The organism is Ruegeria sp. HKCCD7251, from assembly GCF_013031165.1.
Classification (GTDB): domain Bacteria; phylum Pseudomonadota; class Alphaproteobacteria; order Rhodobacterales; family Rhodobacteraceae; genus Ruegeria.
Genome location: NZ_WPZC01000001.1, coordinates 788118 through 806448 on the forward strand (window position 1 = coordinate 788118; position 18331 = coordinate 806448).

The 18331-nt window shown below is 57.9% G+C and carries 18 protein-coding genes; 13 read left to right on the forward strand and 5 right to left on the reverse strand.

Annotated elements, in window-relative coordinates:
* Nucleotides 1-135 precede the first annotated feature (135 nt).
* Together lipA and GOX75_RS03825 are read left to right on the forward strand one after the other, a co-directional pair.
* On the forward strand, nucleotides 136-1086 hold the full coding sequence (lipA, locus tag GOX75_RS03820) for a lipoyl synthase (protein WP_171121268.1): 951 nt from the start codon (nucleotides 136-138) through the stop codon (nucleotides 1084-1086).
* The gene (locus GOX75_RS03825; RefSeq protein ID WP_171121269.1) at nucleotides 1083-2234 is read left to right on the forward strand and encodes an amidohydrolase; all 1152 of its coding nucleotides are present in this window, start codon (nucleotides 1083-1085) and stop codon (nucleotides 2232-2234) included. Before lipA ends, GOX75_RS03825 begins: the two co-directional genes overlap by 4 nt.
* A gap of 11 nt (nucleotides 2235-2245) precedes the next feature.
* Here the strand turns inward: GOX75_RS03825 and GOX75_RS03830 are convergent, their stop codons facing one another.
* Both GOX75_RS03830 and hpt read right to left on the reverse strand, forming a co-directional pair.
* Entirely contained in the window at nucleotides 2246-2602 is a 357-nt protein-coding gene (locus tag GOX75_RS03830; RefSeq protein ID WP_171121270.1) for a hypothetical protein, read from the reverse strand.
* Nucleotides 2603-2710: 108 nt separating this feature from the next.
* Nucleotides 2711-3253 carry a hypoxanthine phosphoribosyltransferase gene (gene hpt / locus GOX75_RS03835; protein ID WP_171121271.1) on the reverse strand — a complete coding sequence of 181 codons (543 nt, stop codon included), beginning with the start codon at nucleotides 3251-3253 and terminating at the stop codon, nucleotides 2711-2713.
* A gap of 73 nt (nucleotides 3254-3326) precedes the next feature.
* On the opposite strand from hpt, the gene GOX75_RS03840 reads away from it, so the two are divergent.
* Together GOX75_RS03840 and GOX75_RS03845 are read left to right on the forward strand one after the other, a co-directional pair.
* On the forward strand, nucleotides 3327-3773 hold the full coding sequence (locus GOX75_RS03840) for a type II toxin-antitoxin system RatA family toxin (RefSeq protein WP_171121272.1): 447 nt from the start codon (nucleotides 3327-3329) through the stop codon (nucleotides 3771-3773).
* 38 nt (nucleotides 3774-3811) lie between these two features.
* Complete coding sequence (locus GOX75_RS03845) at nucleotides 3812-5107, forward strand: MmgE/PrpD family protein (RefSeq protein ID WP_171121273.1); 1296 nt, start codon at nucleotides 3812-3814, stop codon at nucleotides 5105-5107.
* Here the strand turns inward: GOX75_RS03845 and pyrC are convergent.
* On the reverse strand, nucleotides 5104-6141 hold the full coding sequence (gene pyrC, locus GOX75_RS03850; protein ID WP_171121274.1) for a dihydroorotase: 1038 nt from the start codon (nucleotides 6139-6141) through the stop codon (nucleotides 5104-5106). The two genes, GOX75_RS03845 and pyrC, sit on opposite strands and share 4 nt — an antisense overlap.
* Before the next feature lie 153 nt (nucleotides 6142-6294).
* Here pyrC and GOX75_RS03855 point away from each other — a divergent pair, with 153 nt between their 5' ends.
* Nucleotides 6295-7203 carry a MoxR family ATPase gene (locus GOX75_RS03855; RefSeq protein WP_171121275.1) on the forward strand — a complete coding sequence of 303 codons (909 nt, stop codon included), beginning with the start codon at nucleotides 6295-6297 and terminating at the stop codon, nucleotides 7201-7203.
* Between the two features lie 58 nt (nucleotides 7204-7261).
* On the forward strand, nucleotides 7262-8518 hold the full coding sequence (locus GOX75_RS03860) for a VWA domain-containing protein (RefSeq protein WP_171121276.1): 1257 nt from the start codon (nucleotides 7262-7264) through the stop codon (nucleotides 8516-8518).
* Between the two features lie 3 nt (nucleotides 8519-8521).
* Here GOX75_RS03860 and GOX75_RS03865 read toward each other — a convergent pair whose 3' ends face one another.
* A complete protein-coding gene (locus tag GOX75_RS03865) occupies nucleotides 8522-9022 on the reverse strand; it encodes a hypothetical protein (RefSeq protein WP_171121277.1) in 501 nt (166 codons plus the stop codon).
* Nucleotides 9023-9269: 247 nt separating this feature from the next.
* Between GOX75_RS03865 and GOX75_RS03870 the strand changes: the two genes are divergently transcribed.
* From GOX75_RS03870 to GOX75_RS03890, 5 genes are all read left to right on the forward strand, one after another.
* Entirely contained in the window at nucleotides 9270-10238 is a 969-nt protein-coding gene (locus tag GOX75_RS03870) for an XdhC family protein (RefSeq protein WP_171121278.1), read from the forward strand.
* The gene (locus tag GOX75_RS03875; RefSeq protein WP_171121279.1) at nucleotides 10235-11239 is read left to right on the forward strand and encodes a molybdopterin-binding protein; all 1005 of its coding nucleotides are present in this window, start codon (nucleotides 10235-10237) and stop codon (nucleotides 11237-11239) included. The genes GOX75_RS03870 and GOX75_RS03875 overlap by 4 nt, the downstream gene beginning before the upstream one ends.
* A gap of 106 nt (nucleotides 11240-11345) precedes the next feature.
* Nucleotides 11346-11831, forward strand: coding sequence for a (2Fe-2S)-binding protein (locus tag GOX75_RS03880; protein ID WP_171121280.1), 486 nt, complete (start codon nucleotides 11346-11348; stop codon nucleotides 11829-11831).
* Nucleotides 11832-11856: 25 nt separating this feature from the next.
* Complete coding sequence (locus GOX75_RS03885; protein ID WP_171121281.1) at nucleotides 11857-14217, forward strand: xanthine dehydrogenase family protein molybdopterin-binding subunit; 2361 nt, start codon at nucleotides 11857-11859, stop codon at nucleotides 14215-14217.
* A gap of 95 nt (nucleotides 14218-14312) precedes the next feature.
* Nucleotides 14313-15104, forward strand: coding sequence for a xanthine dehydrogenase family protein subunit M (locus tag GOX75_RS03890; protein WP_171121282.1), 792 nt, complete (start codon nucleotides 14313-14315; stop codon nucleotides 15102-15104).
* 39 nt (nucleotides 15105-15143) lie between these two features.
* Here the strand turns inward: GOX75_RS03890 and GOX75_RS03895 are convergent, their stop codons facing one another.
* The gene (locus tag GOX75_RS03895; protein WP_371808154.1) at nucleotides 15144-16160 is read right to left on the reverse strand and encodes a MurR/RpiR family transcriptional regulator; all 1017 of its coding nucleotides are present in this window, start codon (nucleotides 16158-16160) and stop codon (nucleotides 15144-15146) included.
* Between GOX75_RS03895 and GOX75_RS03900 the strand changes: the two genes are divergently transcribed.
* Both GOX75_RS03900 and GOX75_RS03905 read left to right on the forward strand, forming a co-directional pair.
* Complete coding sequence (locus tag GOX75_RS03900; RefSeq protein ID WP_171121283.1) at nucleotides 16133-16900, forward strand: 3-keto-5-aminohexanoate cleavage protein; 768 nt, start codon at nucleotides 16133-16135, stop codon at nucleotides 16898-16900. The genes GOX75_RS03895 and GOX75_RS03900 overlap by 28 nt on opposite strands.
* Nucleotides 16897-18213, forward strand: a complete 1317-nt coding sequence (locus tag GOX75_RS03905; protein WP_171121284.1) for an aspartate aminotransferase family protein — start codon at nucleotides 16897-16899, stop codon at nucleotides 18211-18213. Before GOX75_RS03900 ends, GOX75_RS03905 begins: the two co-directional genes overlap by 4 nt.
* Nucleotides 18214-18331: the final 118 nt, after the last annotated feature.

Consider the following 18331-nt stretch of genomic DNA (forward strand, 5'->3'; position numbering starts at 1 on the left):
CAGGATTGTTCATATGTTCTACGTTTCCGAAAAGCAGATACTATGTTGCATGTCAGGTATGTGTCGGTGGCATGGTACAGTTTGACGTACTATGTTAGAGCAAAGCAAATTGACCCAAAGTCAGGAAAGCCAGCCGTGCGTGATCTGAAGATCCCCGAACAACGTCACCCTGAAAAGGCGCATCGCCCGGACAACGCGCAGCCCAAAAAGCCCAGTTGGATTCGCGTCAAAGCACCGGGCGGCAAGGGCTATGCCGATACCCGCAAGATTATGCGGGACAACAACCTTGTCACCGTCTGCGAAGAAGCCGGTTGCCCGAACGTCGGCGAATGCTGGAGCCAGGGCCACGCCACCATGATGATCATGGGCGAAATTTGCACGCGCGGCTGCACCTTCTGCAATATCGCGACCGGACGGCCTGACGATCTGGATGTTTTCGAACCCGGACGCGTTGCCCATGCGGTCGAAAAACTGGGTCTGAACCATGTCGTCATCACCTCGGTCGATCGTGATGATCTTGCGGATGGCGGGGCGGATCATTTTGCGCAAACTATTCGCGCCATTCGTCATCGATCCCCCAAAACGACCATCGAAATTCTGACGCCTGACTTTCTGAAATGTGAGCCCGAGGTTTTGGAAGTCGTGGTCGAAGCCAAGCCGGACGTGTTTAACCATAACCTTGAAACCGTACCGGGGCTTTATCCCGAGGTTCGGCCCGGCGCGCGGTATTTCCATTCTTTGCGCCTTTTGCAGCGTGTGAAAGAGCTTGACCCGTCTATCTTTACCAAGTCCGGCATCATGGTTGGTCTGGGTGAAAAGGAACAAGAGGTGCGGCAGGTCATGGACGACATGCGCGCGGCGGACATCGACTTTTTGACGATCGGCCAATACTTGCAACCCACGCCGAAGCACCACGGCGTCGACAGGTTCGTAACACCGGAAGAGTTCTCATCGTATGAGAAAGCGGCTTATGGCAAAGGGTTCCTGATGGTGTCGGCAACGCCGCTGACCCGCTCGTCCTACCACGCTGGCGATGACTTTGCGCGCCTGCGGGATGCGCGTCAAAAAATGCTGGAGCAAGGGTGACCCCGGACGCCCTTGAACGGCTCACGGTCTTACGCCGCGATCTTCACAGCTACCCCGAACTATCCGGGCAGGAGCGAGAGACTTCGGCGCGCGTGGTCGGTTTGTTGTCCGATCTTGGTGCGGACCGTATCTTGCAAGGGTTGGGCGGCTATGGAGTCGCTGCAGTCTTTGAGGGCAACAGGCCCGGCCCGACGGTCGCCATCCGCTGCGAGTTGGACGGCTTGCCAATTCAAGAGATCAGCAATGCGGAATACGCGTCGCAGAACGCTGGTAATGGCCATTTGTGTGGGCATGACGGCCATATGGTCATGGTGCTGGGTGTCGCTGAGGCGCTAAAGCGGTGTAGACCCTCCAAAGGGCGCGTCGTGCTGATTTTTCAGCCCGCCGAAGAAACCGGCAAAGGCGCTGCGGCGTTCCGAAATTCAACTGGTTTTTCGAACATCGCCCCAGATTATGTGTTTTCTCTTCACAACTTGCCGGGATTGGACCTTGGTTCGGTCGAACTGTGCGAAGGGCCCGCAAATTGTGCCTCTCGCGGAATGAAGGTGACACTGGTCGGGAAAACCTCACATGCCGCGGCACCGCAAGATGGGGTGTCTCCGGCATTTGCGTTGTCTGAGCTAGTCCCGAAATTGGCCAACCTAAGCCGCGGTGAGGATCTGGACGAGGATTTTGCGCTGGTGACGGTCACTCATGCGAATTTGGGCGAGCGGACATTCGGCGTTGCACCTGGACAAGCAGAGCTATGGGTGACCTTGCGCACTGTGACGGATGCCAGAATGCATCAGATGATTGCGGACGCCGAAGCGTTGGTGCAGGACGCTGCGGCGTCTGATGGGTTGGCGTGCCAGATCACTTACGACGATGTGTTTGAAGCCTGCGTCAACCATCCTGAGGCGGTCGAATATCTGCAGACTGCATGCAAGACGCACGGCGTGCCTTGCAAGCTTGTCCAAAGCCCACAGAAATTCTCCGAGGACTTCGGCCAGTTTTCCAAAGGTGCAAAGACGGCCATGTTCTGGTTGGGTGCAGGTCGGACGCACCCGCAATTGCACAACCCGGATTATGATTTTCCGGATGACTTGATACCTGTAGGAACCGGCGTGTTCCTAAGCGCCATAGACGCAGTGCTGGAAGGGGTGTTCTAGTATCGGCCTGCCTAGTTGGCCAAATCGCTAACAATTCCAACGGCTTCTATTACAGTTTTCGTGTCGTCCGAGATGGAAAGAATTTCGTCGTCGACCCGAATGTAGCGTTGACCGGGACCCAGCGGCTTCAGCTTCCAGTTATCGAGGTCGTCAATGTAGTCAAAGTTCAGATCATTCGGCAATTTCTGGCCGCGCGTATACCGTTTGATTTGTCCGGGCGGAACAGCGTTGCCGTTTGAGTTTATAACTTTCTCAGCTTTGTTTTTGTTAGCTCCGTGCCCTTTGCCCTTATTGTCCTTTGCGGACGATGCACCGGCAAACGCTACAATCGCCATAACTACACCAACGGTCGCAACAAGTCGCTTCATCAAATTCCTCCCACTTTCATGGAAAGAGTAAGGGCATTTCGCGGTCCTTGTCTATTTGTATTCGAAAGTTTGAATTTAGTTGGCTACGCAGACACGTGTTTTGTCATCTTAGCCGTCCACAAAACGCACCTTGCCGATGAAGGGCAGGTTGCGATTGCGTTGGGCGTAGTCGATGCCATAGCCGACGACAAATTCGTCCGGTATTTCAAACCCGATCCAGTCCGAGCGAAAGTCAACCTCACGCCGACTGGGTTTGTCGAGCAGGGCAATAGACTTGAGGCGGCTGGGCTTCCGACTGTTCAACAGCTTGGTCACATGATTCAACGTATGGCCGGTGTCGACGATGTCTTCGACCACCAGCACGTCACGCCCTTCAATTGCGCCACGCAAGTCTTTGAGAATACGAACTTCACGACTGCTTTCCATTGAGTCTCCGTAAGATGATGCCTCGAGGAAGTCCACCTCGATCGGCAGCTCGAGTTCGCGCACAAGATCGGCGATGAAGACAAAACTGCCACGCAGCAGGCCGACCACGATCAGCTTGTCGGTATTCCCGAATTCCTGCGTTATCTCGCGGCAAAGCTCTTCGATCCGGGCGGCGATCGCCTTGGCCGAGATCATCTCATCTATCACATATGCGCGGTCTGTCATCACTGCCCCCTTGATCTTTGGCGCGCAACATACGACATGACGCGCCATTGTCACCTGTAAATACCGGACCGCCATGCCGACCCATTCCGAGACACGTCACCTGCCGTATACCGCTCAGCAGATGTATGACCTTGTCGCGGATGTGGCGAAGTATCCGCAGTTTTTGCCGTGGTGTGCAGCGGCGCGGATCAGGCGCACCTACGCGGCGGGCGAGGCACAGGTGCTAGAGGCCGATCTTGTGATCTCGTTCAAAGTGTTCCGTGAACGGTTCGGTAGCCGTGTGACATTGCACGCCGAGGATCGGCGGATCGACACCGAGTATCTGGACGGGCCATTCAAATACATGAAATCCGATTGGCGGTTCGCGGATGCGCCCGAGGGGGGATGCAACATCTCATTCCACGTGGATTTTGAGTTCAAGAACGCAATCTTACAGGGCATCATCGGAGTCGTCTTTAACGAGGCCATGCACCGGATTGTTCAGGCGTTCGAGAGCCGGGCTTCCGATTTATACGGCTAAGCCTTTACCAGGAATGGGCGCACGCTAGACTGCGCCTCATGACCGATTTCACTTCAGCTCTGGCCGAGTTTGCATCCGGCCCAATTTCGACTTCGTCCCAGACCCGTATTGTGACGTCCCTTTCGGTACTCGACTGGATGGCCGTTGGTCGTGCGGGCGCCAATGAACCCGTTTCTATGACGGTGCGCGATCTTGTTTTGGGCGAAGGCGGCACAGGGCAGGCGCATCTATTTGGTGGCGGCCGCGCACCTTTGCGAGGGGTCGCGTTGGTTAATGGGACAGTTTCTCATGCTCTGGATTACGACGATACGCATTTCGCTCATATCGGGCACCCGTCGGTCGCGGTGCTGCCAGCAGCGTTGGCGCTATGTGAATGGGATGATCGGATACTTGTAGATTTTCTCGAGGCCGCTTTGGTCGGGATGGAGCTGTCCATCCGGATGGGGCTGTGGCTAGGGCGGGACCATTATCAGGCCGGGTTCCACCAAACCGCGACGTCCGGAGCGTTTGGAGCGGCGGCTGCAGCGGGCCGGGTGCTTGGCTTCGATGTGGGGCAGATGCGCAAGGCTCTGGGTCTGACGGCCACCCGGGCGGCAGGTTTGAAAGCTCAGTTTGGAACGATGGGCAAACCCTATAATGCGGGGCTTGCAGCATCAGCGGGCGTCGAAGCCGCGCTGTTGGTCGCCAAGGGGTTTGAGCCCAGTTCCAATGCGTTGGAAGGGCCGTTTGGTTTTGGTGCAACGCATCAGGGTCAATCCGAGGCAGAAGCAGCATTGAACGGGCTAGGGGGGGATTGGTTGTTCGAGTCGGTCAGCCACAAATTTCATGCCTGTTGTCATGGCCTGCACGCGGCGCTTGAGGCCGCCTTGGAACTGGACATAGCAGAACCAGAAGTGGCCGAAATCAAGATCATGACCCACCCACGCTGGATGAGCGTGTGCAATCAGATGTCGCCCACAACGGGGTTGGGGGCCAAGTTTTCCTATCGGACAGTGATTGCGATGCAGGCGCTGGGTTATGACACGGCGTTGCCAGCCAACTATTGCGAAAAAACATGCGCCGATCCGCGTCTACTTTCGCTGCGCGACCGTGTGACGGTCGAGGCAGATGAGACTTTATCTGAGACTCAAGCCCACCTGACCCTGCTGCGCCGTGACGGTATCCGCAAAGAGGCGAGCCATGATCTGTTGACCCAGTTGCCTCTGTCCGAGCGCGAGGATCGGGTGCGCGGCAAGGCCACCAAGCTGATCGGAGGGGATGAAGCGGACGCGATCTGGTCGATGCTGCGCACCGGAGGCCGCGCCCGCAATCTGGCGGCATTGCTAGCGAGTTAGACCACGCGCCAGTGCAGCGGAAACCCGGGGTCGAACACCGTGACAGGGCCATCACCGGACTCGATCTTGTCGGGATAGACGACCGGTTCGCCCTTGGTCAGCGTGATCGTGCAATCATTCATCGGCAGGCCATAAAAACCTGGGCCATTGAGCGACGTAAACCCTTCCAGCTTGTCCAAAGCGCCCTCGCGGTCGAACATCTCGGCCACCAGCGACATGGTGTTCGTCGCGGTGAAGCACCCGGCACAGCCGCAGGCCATCTCCTTGTTCGCATCCGTGTGCGGCGCGCTGTCGGTACCCAGAAAGAACCGCGCATCGCCCGAGGTCGCAGCGGCCAGCAGGGCCAGCCGGTGCTCCTCGCGCTTGGCGACGGGCAGGCAATAGTAATGCGGCTTGATGCCACCGACCAGAATGTGGTTGCGGTTGATGATCAGATGATGAGCTGTGATCGTCGCGCCCAGATCACTGTCATTGGCCTTGACGTAGTCTACACCGTTCGCGGTGGTAATATGCTCCATCACCACACGCAGGCCGGGCGTCGACTTGCGGATCGGGTCCAGAACACGGTCGATGAACACGGCCTCGCGGTCAAAGATGTCGATCTCTGCATCCGTGACTTCGCCATGCACACACATGGGCAGGCCAATCTCGGCCATCTTTTCAAGCACCGGACGTATCTTGTTGAAATTCCGCACGCCCGAGGCCGAATTGGTCGTGGCCCCCGCCGGATACAGCTTGCACGCCTTGATCAGCCCGCTGGCATGTGCTGCAGCGACGTCCTCGGCGTCTGTGTTCTCGGTCAGATATAGGGTCATCAGCGGCTCGAACGTCATCCCGTCGGGCAGGGCGGCCAGAATGCGGTCGCGATAGGCGGCGGCCTGATCACCGCGCACCACGGGCGGCACGAGGTTCGGCATGATGATCGCACGGGCAAAATGGCGCGCGGTTTCGGGCAGGACGGCTTCCAGCATCGCGCCATCGCGCAGATGCAGATGCCAGTCGTCGGGGCGGCGGATCGTCAGGGTATCGGTCATGGCCCCCGGCTAGCACAGTGCGCGCAGCCGCGAAAGGCCCCGATTTTGCACCTATCTCTTGTCAACTTGTCGGAACGTCGTAAGTCACCTGAAAGCCGATGGTCTTGACGCGCGCGTTCGGTCATGACCTGTTGTGCCGAAGGGGAGAAAACCATGACGCAGCCAAATTCTATCGACGCCGTTCAGACCATGCTGGGCGAACAGGGCTATGTCTGTGGCCGGGCCTTGGCCACGGTCGTCTTCCTGTCGCTGAAACTGGGCCGCCCGCTGTTTCTGGAAGGCGAGGCCGGGGTCGGAAAGACCGAGATCGCCAAGGCGCTGGCATCCGGGTTGAACCGCCGCCTGATCCGACTGCAATGTTATGAGGGGCTGGATGCGTCCTCTGCCGTCTATGAATGGAACTTCCCGGCGCAGATGGTAGCGATCCGTACCGCCGAGGCATCTGGTGGCGCGGACCGGGGCGCACTTCAGACCGAGCTTTTCTCGGACGACTACCTTATCGAACGCCCTTTGCTGCAGGCCATGCGTCCCGACGCAAACGGCGCACCGGTCCTGCTGATCGACGAGCTCGACCGCACGGATGAACCATTCGAGGCATTCCTGCTCGAAGCCCTCAGCGATTTTCAGGTGACGATCCCCGAGTTGGGCACTGTGCAAGCGCCCGAGCCACCTATTGTCATCGTCACCTCAAACCGCACGCGCGAAGTGCATGATGCCCTTAAACGCCGCTGCCTCTACCACTGGGTCGACTACCCGGACTTCGAGCGTGAGATCGAAATCCTCCACGCCCGTGCCCCCGAAGCGGCCGAAGCCCTCAGCCGCGAGGTGGTGGCTTTTGTTCAGCACTTGCGCACCGAAGATCTTTTCAAGAAACCGGGTGTGGCTGAAACGATTGACTGGGCCAAGTGTCTGCTGGCCCTTGATGTGATCAACCTCAGCCCTGAGGTCATCGGCGACACGCTGGGCGCGATCCTGAAATACCAGGACGACATCCATAAACTTCAGGGGTCCGAGGCGAAACGCATTTTGGACGAAGCCAAAGCCACTCTTGAACCGGCCTGATGTTTCTTCTGTTCAAAAATACTTCGTGGGTATGGGGGCAGAGCCCCCATGATTTTTGATGGTCGAGCAACTCCCGCTGGATATCCCTGAAAATCCAAAGCTGGCGCAGAACATCACGCATTTTGCCCGGGCTCTGCGCAAAGCCGGACTGCCTATTGGCACAGGCCGTGTCGTGGACGCCATTCGCGCGGTTCAGGCGGCGGGTTTCTCCGAGAAACAGGATTTCTATTGGACCCTGCACGCCTGTTTCGTGAACCGACCTGAACATCGAACTGTTTTCGCGCAAGTCTTTCGCATGTACTGGCGTGATCCGCGCTATATGGAGCACATGATGGCCATGATGCTGCCTGCCGTGCGGGGCGTTCAAGAGGATCGCAAGGCCGATGCGGGCGAAAAACGCGCGGCCGAGGCTCTATTGGACGGTGTCGAGCGTGACCTTCCTGAAACGTCTGAATCCGAGGAAGAGACCGAACTTGAAATTGACGCATCACAAACGGCGTCGTCCGAGGAACGGCTGCGCAGCCTTGACTTTGAACAGATGAGCACGGCCGAAATCGCATTGGCTAAGCGCATGTTGGCGCGGATGACCCTGCCGGTAAAACCCATCGAGTCGCGGCGTGGACAGGCCAGCCATTTAGGCAACCGCATTGACCGCGCCCGAACCCTGCGCGCGGCCATGCGCCAGGGTGGAGAACTGCGGGACATCCAGCATCTCAAGCCGAAACCGCGCTGGCCCAATCTTGTCGTGCTTTGCGATATTTCGGGGTCAATGAGCCAATACAGCAGGATCATCCTGCATTTCCTTCATACGGTTTCAAACGCAAAGGGGGCGGGCTGGGCCAAGGTTCACGCGTTTACCTTCGGCACCCGACTGACCAACATCACTCGGCATTTGCAGCAACGCGATGTGGATGCAGCCCTTGCGGCGGCAGGGTCCGAAGCGCAGGATTGGGAAGGGGGAACCCGCATTGGTGATTGCCTCCACACCTTCAATCGAGACTGGTCTCGGCGTGTTATGGGGCAGGGTGCGGTCGTGTTGTTGATTTCCGACGGGCTGGACCGCGGAGAACCTGAGGCTCTGGCCAAGGAAACTGAACGTTTGCACTTGTCATCGCGCCGCCTGATCTGGCTGAACCCGTTGCTGCGCTGGGACGGGTTTGCGCCCAAGGCGCAAGGTGTTGCAGCAATGCTGCCTCATGTGGACAGCTTTCGCGCGGGACATTCCATTGCCACGCTAGAAGACCTAGCAGACGTAATTTCTAAACCCGACGATGTGGGTGAGAAAGCGCGGCTCATGTCCGCGCTTTCCGGGTGAAGTCTAACTTAGTTGTTCTTCGTTGCATTTGCGGGCCATTTCCATGGCTTTGTAGGTGCCCGTCAGATCAACGGTAAAGGCGAATTCCTTTTCGGGGAACACGACCATGACCTTTTGCTTGGCGATGTCTTCGGCAAATTGCGGGTCGTCCGACAAGACATAGCCGCCCGAGTACCCTTTGGTAATGTTGCCCTTCATGCCGGTCGCTTCGCCGATATAAAGGTTATCACCTAACAGAACGGCCACGGCCTCGGTGTCGCCGCGTTTGATATCGGTCTTGGCTTTGGTGAAAACGCCGACATATCCAACACCGCGATCTTCGGTTAGGCCCATCTGAACCACATTTTCCGAGTCATCCACCGCTTCGATCAGGCAGGATTTCTTGTCTTGGTCGATGAATACTTTCCAGCCCTCAACCTCGCCATAGCGCAGGAATGTGTCTGCAGATGCGATCGTCGATGTGAACAGACCAATGGCTATTCCCAGTGTAACAATGCGTTTCAACTCTCTGTCTCCGTTGTAAAAATGAGATCTGTTATACGCTGGATGCTGCCAGCGGTGGGCTCAAGCTACGACCAGAGAACACGACAATCAACAGTTTGAAAAATCCGCCTCGAACTGAGCCTTTTTGCGCCGAACGGGCGCGATGAACCAATGGGTTAGAAACGGTCACGAACATATTGGCCTTTAGGCTCACTTTTCATTACGGCAAACCTCCCTATGTTGGATCAGAATACGCCGGGAGGGTGCCATGGACAGATTCGACAACAGCCCGGAAACGGCTTTGCGTTGGTATGATGAGGGTAAATCTGCCGCTCTTGCCACTGTCGTTGAAACCTGGGGCAGCGCGCCGCGCCGCGTCGGAGCGCAATTGGTCATCGCCGGAGATGGCCGGATCGAAGGGTCAGTGTCAGGCGGTTGCGTCGAAGGCGCAGTCATTGTCGAGGCGCTGGAAGCGATCGACGAGAAAGAGGCGCGATTGCTGGAATTCGGTGTCAGCGACGAAGACGCCTTTGCCGTTGGGCTTGCCTGCGGCGGTACGATCCGGGTTCTGGTCGAGCCCATCGGAAGCGTGCTGCCCGAAGCCATGTTGCGTGAACTGGTCGATGCGCGGGCCGGGCGCGAGCCTGTCGTGTACGAAGTTAATGTCGAAACGGGCCACAGAGCCCTGAAACGAGATGCCTATCCGCAGCGTGTGCGCATGGACCGATCGGGTTTTGAGGAAGACGGAAAGACATTTGTGGCGGTCCATAACCCTCCGCTACGTCTGATTATCGTGGGTGCTGTTCATATTGCGCAGGCGTTGGTGCCAATGGCTCGGATTGCCGGGTACGACCCCGCGATCATCGACCCGAGGGATGCATTTGCCTCGGACTCGCGTTTTCCCGGGGAAACCATACTAACCGATTGGCCTGACGAAGCCGTTGCCAAGCTCGGGTTGGATGTGCGCACTGCCGTCGTTTTGCTGACCCATGACCCCAAGCTGGATGATCCGGCGCTTGAATCTGCGCTTCGGGCCGGGGTGTTCTATATCGGTGCCTTGGGGTCCACCCGAACGCATGCGAAACGCGTTGCCCGACTGACTGAGGCAGGCTTCACCAAAGCCCAGATCGCCCGAATCCACGGCCCGATTGGTTTGGATATCGGGGCCGCCGACCCGTCGGAGATTGCGGTGGCAATTCTGGCTCAGATGACCGCTGTACTAAGAGGCAAAGCGTGAAATTCGGACCCATTCCCGTGGCTGATGCAAACGGCGCGATACTTGCCCACTCGGTCAAGGTTGGTGAAAGCAAACTGCGCAAGGGGATTGTTCTTGCGCCTGAACATCTTGATCAGTTGACGGCTGCGGGCCACACCTCGGTTACAGTTGCGCGACTGGAACCGGGTGACTGCCATGAAGATGATGCCGCGCAGATGTTGGCGGACTCGCTTGCGCCAGACCCGGGCGCTGTCGGGCTGCGCGTGACGTCGCCCTTCACCGGCCGTGTGAACCTGCTTGCGGATGGGCCGGGTGTCGTCGTTTTGGATGTCGACGCGCTTGAGGAATTCAATCGGGTCAATCCGATGATTACCGTGGCGACCGTGCCGCAGTATCAGCAGATTAGCGAAGGGGGGATGGTCGCGACAATCAAGATCATTTCCTATGCCGTGCCGGGGGCTGATGTGCTGCATGCCTCTCGTCTTGCGAAAGCTTCCATTCGATTGGTCCAACCGACGCTGAAAACAGCGGGGCTTGTGGTGACAGATATCCCCGGCGGACCGTCCAACGAAAAGGGAATTGCGGCAATCCGCAACCGGGTCGAAACCTTGGGAATGCAGCTTACAGATGTGCGCATTGTCCCGCATAGCCCCGAGCCTTTGGCTGAGGCGATTGCAGCAATGTCCGGTGATCTGGTGATGATCTTAACCGGTTCTGCAACATCCGACGCTTATGATGTGGCACCCCAAGCGGTTCGCGCCGCCGGAGGGCAGGTGGATCGGTTTGGCATGCCTGTAGACCCCGGAAACCTGCTGTTTTTGGGGTCATTGGAATCCCGGCCGGTGATCGGTCTACCGGGATGTGCGCGCTCTCCGGCATTGAACGGGGCTGACTGGGTGTTGTCCCGCGTGGCGTGCGGGGTCGAAACTACGGGTGTCGATATTGCCGGGATGGGCGTTGGTGGCTTGCTCAAGGAAATTCCGACACGGCCACAGCCACGGTCATCGCGAAAGCGTAATTGAGTTCCGGCAATTCGCCAGACCGCAGAAAAATCGCAGTTTTTTGTTCTCAAATGAAAATCCTCGTGTTTAACTCTCGTTAAGGGAAAACACGAAATGGGAGGAATTCATGACACAGGTCTCGATGACTGTGAACGGCGTAGCTGTGAGCGGTGAGGTTGAGGGTCGGACGTTGTTGTCTGGTTTTTTGCGCGAGCATTTGTCTTTGACTGGTACGCATGTTGGGTGTGACACGGCGCAATGTGGTGCGTGTGTTGTGCATGTGGATGGTCAGGCTGTGAAGTCGTGCAACATGTTGGCTTTGGAGGCGGATGGAGCCGATGTTGGCACGATTGAGGGTCAGGCCAATGCGGATGGGTCGTTGAACGTGATTCAGCAGGCGTTTCAGGATCATCACGGTCTTCAGTGCGGCTTTTGCACGCCGGGGATGGTGATGAGCGCGGCGGCTTTGCTGAAAGAGAACCCGCGCCCGACGGAAGGAGAGATCCGGCATTACCTGGAGGGCAACCTGTGCCGGTGCACGGGCTATCATAACATCGTCAAGGCGATCATGGCCGCATCTGGTCAGGACGTGAGCAACATCGCCGCCGAATAAGCGGCCCGAGGGAGGAGAACAAGCAATGCCCAAAGACAGTGGCATCGGAGCCAGTTCCAAGCGGCGCGAGGACGTGCGCTTTCTGACCGGAGCAGGCAATTACACCGACGACATCAACGTGGCCGGACAGGCCTATGTGTATTTTCTGCGCTCGGATATCGCGCATGGTAAGATCAACAGCATCGACACCTCGGCGGCCGAGGCCATGCCGGGTGTGGTCAAGGTGTTTACCGGCAAGGATTTCGAAGGGGTGGGCGGCATCCCCTGCGGCTGGGAAGTGACCGACAAGCACGGCGCACCCATGCAGGAACCGGCGCATCCCATTCTGGCACAGGGCAAGGTGCGCCATGTGGGCGATCCCATCGCCGCCGTGGTGGCCGACAGCCTGGCTCAGGCCCGCGATGCGGCCGAGGCGATTGACGTCGACCTCGAGGAACTGCCTGCCGTGATCGACATGAAGGCGGCGGTGCAGGATGGCGCGACGCTGGTCCATGACGATCTGAAGAACAATGTCTGCTATGACTGGCAGTTGGGCGAGACCGACGATGCCAAGGTCAACGAGGTGTTCGCCAATGCGGCCCATGTGACCACGCTGGATCTGGTGAACAACCGTCTGGTTGCCAACCCGATGGAGCCGCGCGTGGCGGTGGCGGAATACAGCCGCGGGACCGAGGATTATACGCTCTATACCACCTCGCAGAACCCGCATGTGATCCGGCTGCTGATGTGTGCCTTTGTGTTGGGCCTGCCCGAGCATAAGGTGCGCGTGGTGGCCCCGGATGTGGGCGGTGGCTTTGGCACCAAGATCTTCCACTATGCGGAAGAGGCATTTGTGACCTTTGCCGCCAAGGCCTGCAACCGGCCCGTCAAATGGTCGGCCAGCCGGTCCGAGGCGTTCATGTCCGATGCCCATGGCCGCGATCACGTGACCACGATCGAACTGGCGCTGGATGCGGAGAACAACTTTGTCGGGCTGCGCACCAATACGCTGGCCAATATGGGGGCTTATCTGTCGACCTTTGCCAGCTCGGTACCCACATGGCTGCATGGCACGCTGGCGGCGGGCAATTACACCACGCCGGTCATTCAGGTGAACGTCAAGGCGACCTTCACCAACACGGTTCCGGTGGATGCCTATCGCGGCGCGGGCCGGCCCGAGGCGACGTACCAACTGGAGCGCGTGATCGACAAGGCCGCGCGCGAGCTGGGGGTCGACCCGATTGCCCTGCGGCGTCAGAACTTCATCACCCAGTTCCCCTATGACACGCCGGTCGCGCTGACCTATGACACCGGGGACTATAACGGGACCATGGACAAGCTTGAGGCTGCCGCCGATCTGGCGGGCTTTGCCGCGCGGCGTGCGGAAAGCGAAGCCAGGGGCAAGCTGCGGGGCCTGGGCATCAACTGCTATATTGAGGCGTGCGGCATTGCGCCCTCGAACATCGTGGGGATGCTGGGCGCGCGTGCGGGTCTGTATGATGCCGCCACCGTGCGGGTGAATGCCACCGGCTCGATCAGTGTCATGGTGGGCGCGCACAGCCATGGGCAAGGGCATGAGACCGCCTTCCCGCAGATTGTGGCCGACATGATCGGCATCGACGAGTCGATGGTCGAGATCGTGCATGGCGATACGTCCAAGATCCCGTTCGGCATGGGCACCTATGGCTCGCGCAGCCTCGCGGTCTGTGGTTCGGCCATGGTCAAGGCCACCGAGAAGGTGATCGACAAGGCCAAGAAGATTGCCGCCCACCTGCTGGAGGCGTCCGAGGCGGATATCGAGCTGAAGGACGGTCAGTTCAGCGTGGCAGGCACCGACAAGTCGGTGGCCTGGGGCGATGTGACCCTGACGGCTTATGTACCGCATAACTACCCGCTGGAAGTCGAGCCGGGGCTGGAGGAGACCGCGTTTTACGACCCGGCCAACTTTACCTTCCCCTCGGGCGCCTATGCCTGCGAGGTCGAGCTGGACCCTGAGACCGGCAAGGTCACCATCGAGGCGTTCACTGCGGCCGATGACTTTGGCAACATCGTCAACCCGATGATCGTGGATGGCCAGGTGCATGGCGGTATCGGTCAGGGCATCGGTCAGGCGCTGCTGGAGAACTGCGCCTATGACGAGAACGGTCAACTGCTGAGTGCGTCCTATATGGACTACGCCATGCCGCGGGCCGATGACGTGCCTTTCTATGGCGTGGATCATTCCAGCCAGACGCCGTGTACGCATAACCCGCTGGGTGTGAAGGGCTGTGGTGAGGCCGGGGCCATCGGCTCGCCCCCCGCTGTGGTCAATGCGGTTCTGGATGCGATGCATTCGGGTGGCAAGGCTGTCGATCACATCGACATGCCGGTGAGCCCGTCGCGCGTCTGGGCGGCGATGAACAGTTGAGAGGTTGGGGTGCGAGGGGCCAGCCCCTCGCGCTCCCCGGGATATTTATAGCCAGATGAAGAACGGATCCGTGTTCTTCGGAAAGGAAATGCGAAATGTACAGTTTCGAGTTTGAGAAGCCTTCGACCATTGCCGATGCGGTTGCCGCGTTGGGGGCCGAGGACGCACAGGCGTTGGGCGGGGGGCAGACGCTGATCCCGACGCTGAAGCAGCGGTTGGCGGCCCCTTCGGCGCTGGTATCGCTGGGTGGGATTGCCGAGATGCAGGGCGTGTGCGTCGAGGATGACGGCTCGGTCTCGATCGGTGGGGCCACGCCCCATGCGGTGGTGGCGCGCGAGGCGGCGGGGTCCTATCCTGGGCTGGCGGCTTTGGCCGGGCAAATCGGTGATCCGGCGGTGCGCAATCGCGGCACCATTGGCGGGTCGGTGGCCAACAATGATCCGGCGGCCTGTTATCCGGCGGGCGTGCTGGGATCGGGCGCGACCATTGTGACCAACGCGCGGCAGATCGCGGCGGATGACTTTTTTCAGGGCATGTTCACAACGGCGTTGGACGAGGGCGAGATCATCACCCAGATCCGCTTTCCCGTGCCGCAGGCCGCGAGCTATCAGAAGTTCCTGCAACCTGCGTCGCGCTTTGCGTTGGTCGGCGTCTATCTGGCGCGGTTCGCAGATGGCGTGCGCGTGGCTGTCACCGGCGCCAGCGAGGATGGCGTGTTCCGTTGGTCCGAGGCTGAACAAGCGCTCAACACCGAGTTCCGCCCCGACGCCCTGACCGGCCTGAGCATCAACCCCGCAAACATGATCGGCGACCTGCACGGCAGCAAGGACTACCGCGCCCACCTCGTCAGCGTCATGACTAAACGCGCAATCAACGCCTGCTCGTAACACACCAATAAACCAAGGCCCGGAAACAAAGGGCCTTGGTTATGGTTTTCGAATTTTGGGTGCTTTCGAAGGCTTCCAATAAGCGCCGGTGTTTTCGCGCGCTTGTTGATATTGTCTTGCACGGTGGTGTGCGTCTTTGCCGCCCGCTTCGAAAAGATGCCCCAGGATACAGTCCAAAACAGTCATCGCGCCGGTAAAATTCGAGAAATCATGTAGGGAGCGGACGCTGACGGGAAACGTCACGTCAGGCTCAACTTTTGGCGCAATGACATCGCTGTCGGACACAAGGATGATTTTCATCCCTTTCTGCCTTGCGAACCGCATCGATTGAATTGTTTCGGCTGAATATGGGTGGACTGTAATCGCAATAAGGCAGTCACTGTGGTCTGCGTCCAGCAAATCATCAACAGCCGACCCGACATGCCGGGGTGCAAGTTGAATGCCGGGATGTGCCATTCGTCCGACATAGGAAAAATAGTATGACAGCGCATAGCTGGCACGCGTGGCTGTCACAAAACACCTTTTGGATTTGGTGATGAAGTCAACGGCCCTGCGTATCTTTTCCGGGTGCATGAGCCTGAGCGATCGGGTTACGACGTTCTGAGCATTCTGCGCGTATTTTGCTTGTGATTGGCTTAGCTGGTCCCCTGATTGCAGATTTGCCAGCCAATCTTGACCCAATTCGCCCTCTCGGTCCGTAACCAGAGCTTGCCGAAAAGGTTCACGAAAAGCATCGAAGCCATCAAACCCCATGCGGTGGGCGAGGCGAACCAAAACGTTTGAACTGACGCCAATATGTGCAGCCGTTAGGCGAATAGGGTTCAGGCCAAAATCGCCCGGATAATCTATGATGTACTTTGCTGCGGCTTGAAGGCTGGGGGGCATATGTTCGATGTCCCGGCGTAGCTTGTTGGTGAGGTTGTTGAGCGTGTCTTTCATAGCATGAAAAAAACATATGTTTTGCAAATTGCAAATTGAAAACACGGTGTGTGGGGGTAGATAAAATTGAACCGTGGAAGGCCGCATTGATGACACCCGAGCAATTACAGCATGCACCGTATATTCTTGTGGCACCGAACGGCGCGCGCCGCGGGATAAGTGACCATCATAATCTGCCCGTTACGACCGAGCAGATTGTAGCGGCGGCGCAGGCCTGTTTCGATGCTGGTGCGCAAGGTATTCATCTGCACGTGCGCGATGAAAATGGGCAGCACAGTTTGGATGCTGGCCGATACATTGAAACGATTGCCGAGTTGCACAGGGTCGTCCCTGAAATGGACGTTCAGATTACGACCGAAGCTGCTGACATGTACGACGTTTCCGCTCAGTTAGAGTGTCTAGAGCGGGTCTGCCCCAAATGGGTTTCGATCGCGGTCAGAGAAATTGCCAGATCACCGGAGCTGGTCGACAAGGTTTATGGCGTTTGCGCCGAGCAAGGAACGCAGGTGCAACATATCTTGTACGATGCCGATGATGCCGCAGTGTTGGGTCGCTGGCAGGAACAGGGGCTGATCAGGTCGGGTCAGACAGACAGGTTGTTGGTTCTTGGTCGGTATGTGGAAGGACAGCAATCAAATCCGAAGGAACTGGACCTGTTTCCAACCGCTCAATCGCGATGGATGGCTTGTGCGTTTGGCCGGCAAGAGCATGAATGCCTGTTGGCAGCCGCCAGACGTGGCGGTGATGTGCGCGTCGGTTTTGAAAACAGCATGACTGATCGGGATGACATGCCCTGGAAGGACAATGGGTCCTCGGTGAAGGCACTTGTCGCAGCATTGAAGGAGAATGTTTCATGAGCCACGTCTTTCCACGCCATACAAAATCCAACTTGCCGATCGCTGTTGCAGGGGACGGGTGTTACGTCATTGACGCTGTAGGAAAGCGTTATCTGGATTGCGGGGATGCTGCGGTGTCTTGTTTAGGTCATTCGGATCAATCGGTTATTGAGGCCGTGCAGGATCAAGTGGGCAAGATCGCCTTTGCGCATACCGGTTTCATGACATCCGAACCAGCCGAAGCCTTGGCAGACCTGTTGATTGAACATGCGCCGGGTAATCTGGACCGCGTCTATTTTGTGTCCGGTGGGTCCGAGGCGACCGAAGCGGCGATCAAGCTGGCGCGACAGTATTTCCTTGAGATTGGTCAACCCGAACGCCGTCATGTGATTGCGCGTCGTCAAAGCTATCATGGAAATACGTTGGGGGCGTTGTCTGCGGGTGGCAATGCGTGGCGACGTGCGCAGTTCGCGCCGATGCTGATCGAGATGACACATATCGCCCCGTGTTATGAATACGCTGAGAAGCCGGATGACGAGAGCAGTTACGACTACGGTCAGCGTGTTGCAAACGAACTTGAGTCAGAGATTTTGCGATTGGGGCCTGAAACGGTGATGGCGTTCATGGCCGAGCCGGTTGTCGGCGCGACGTTGGGCGCGGTCCCGGCGGTCGAGGGGTATTTTCGCCGCATCCGAGAGATTTGCGATCAGTATGGTGTTCTGTTGATTCTGGACGAAGTGATGTGCGGTATGGGGCGAACCGGGCATTTGTTTGCTTGTGACCACGACGGAATCTCTCCGGATATCCTGTGTATCGCAAAAGGTTTGGGGGCAGGGTATCAGCCTATCGGAGCGATGCTGTGCACCAGTAAGTTGTATGGCGCGATTGAGGAAGGTTCCGGTTTCTTTCAGCACGGGCACACGTATGTTGGCCATCCTGTAGCAACGGCTGCGTCCTTGGCAGTTGTTCAGCAACTGATACAACGCAACCTTCCAACGCGGGCCACCGAGCTGGGGGACGTTTTGCAAAATGCGCTGCTGGAGGAGTTTGGCCAGCATCCGAATGTCGGCGATATCCGGGGTCGTGGGTTGTTCCGAGGGTTGGAACTGGTTGGAGATCGTGCGACAAAAACACCGATTGATCCATCGCACGGCACAGCAGCCAAGATAAAAAAAGCCGCGTTTTCTGAAGGACTAATCTGTTATCCCATGTCCGGTACGCGGGATGGCAGGCATGGCGATCATATCCTATTGGCGCCGCCCTTTATTATCGGAAACTCGGAAATCGGCGAATTAGTCACAAAGTTGAGTAAAGCGCTATCTGCAGCCGTTTAACGTGTTTGTGAACTGACTAATCCTGTGTATCAATTAAAGTAATTGATTAGTTAATAGTGCACAGGTGACGAATGGTTCGCGATATTTGGCTGAGCTTTAGGGAATTACCCCTTTGGGT

Excerpts from the sequence above, each read along its gene's own strand:
- hpt (WP_171121271.1), bottom strand. The coding sequence starts at position 3,253 with ATGACAGACCGCGCATATGTGATAGATGAGATGATCTCGGCCAAGGCG.
- pyrC (WP_171121274.1), bottom strand. The coding sequence starts at position 6,141 with ATGACCGATACCCTGACGATCCGCCGCCCCGACGACTGGCATCTGCAT.
- GOX75_RS03830 (WP_171121270.1), bottom strand. The coding sequence starts at position 2,602 with ATGAAGCGACTTGTTGCGACCGTTGGTGTAGTTATGGCGATTGTAGCG.
- GOX75_RS03855 (WP_171121275.1), top strand. The coding sequence starts at position 6,295 with ATGACGCAGCCAAATTCTATCGACGCCGTTCAGACCATGCTGGGCGAA.
- GOX75_RS03845 (WP_171121273.1), top strand. The coding sequence starts at position 3,812 with ATGACCGATTTCACTTCAGCTCTGGCCGAGTTTGCATCCGGCCCAATT.
- GOX75_RS03890 (WP_171121282.1), top strand. The coding sequence starts at position 14,313 with ATGTACAGTTTCGAGTTTGAGAAGCCTTCGACCATTGCCGATGCGGTT.
- GOX75_RS03870 (WP_171121278.1), top strand. The coding sequence starts at position 9,270 with ATGGACAGATTCGACAACAGCCCGGAAACGGCTTTGCGTTGGTATGAT.
- GOX75_RS03900 (WP_171121283.1), top strand. The coding sequence starts at position 16,133 with ATGACACCCGAGCAATTACAGCATGCACCGTATATTCTTGTGGCACCG.
- GOX75_RS03905 (WP_171121284.1), top strand. The coding sequence starts at position 16,897 with ATGAGCCACGTCTTTCCACGCCATACAAAATCCAACTTGCCGATCGCT.
- GOX75_RS03840 (WP_171121272.1), top strand. The coding sequence starts at position 3,327 with ATGCCGACCCATTCCGAGACACGTCACCTGCCGTATACCGCTCAGCAG.
- GOX75_RS03885 (WP_171121281.1), top strand. The coding sequence starts at position 11,857 with ATGCCCAAAGACAGTGGCATCGGAGCCAGTTCCAAGCGGCGCGAGGAC.
- GOX75_RS03880 (WP_171121280.1), top strand. The coding sequence starts at position 11,346 with ATGACACAGGTCTCGATGACTGTGAACGGCGTAGCTGTGAGCGGTGAG.
- GOX75_RS03860 (WP_171121276.1), top strand. The coding sequence starts at position 7,262 with ATGGTCGAGCAACTCCCGCTGGATATCCCTGAAAATCCAAAGCTGGCG.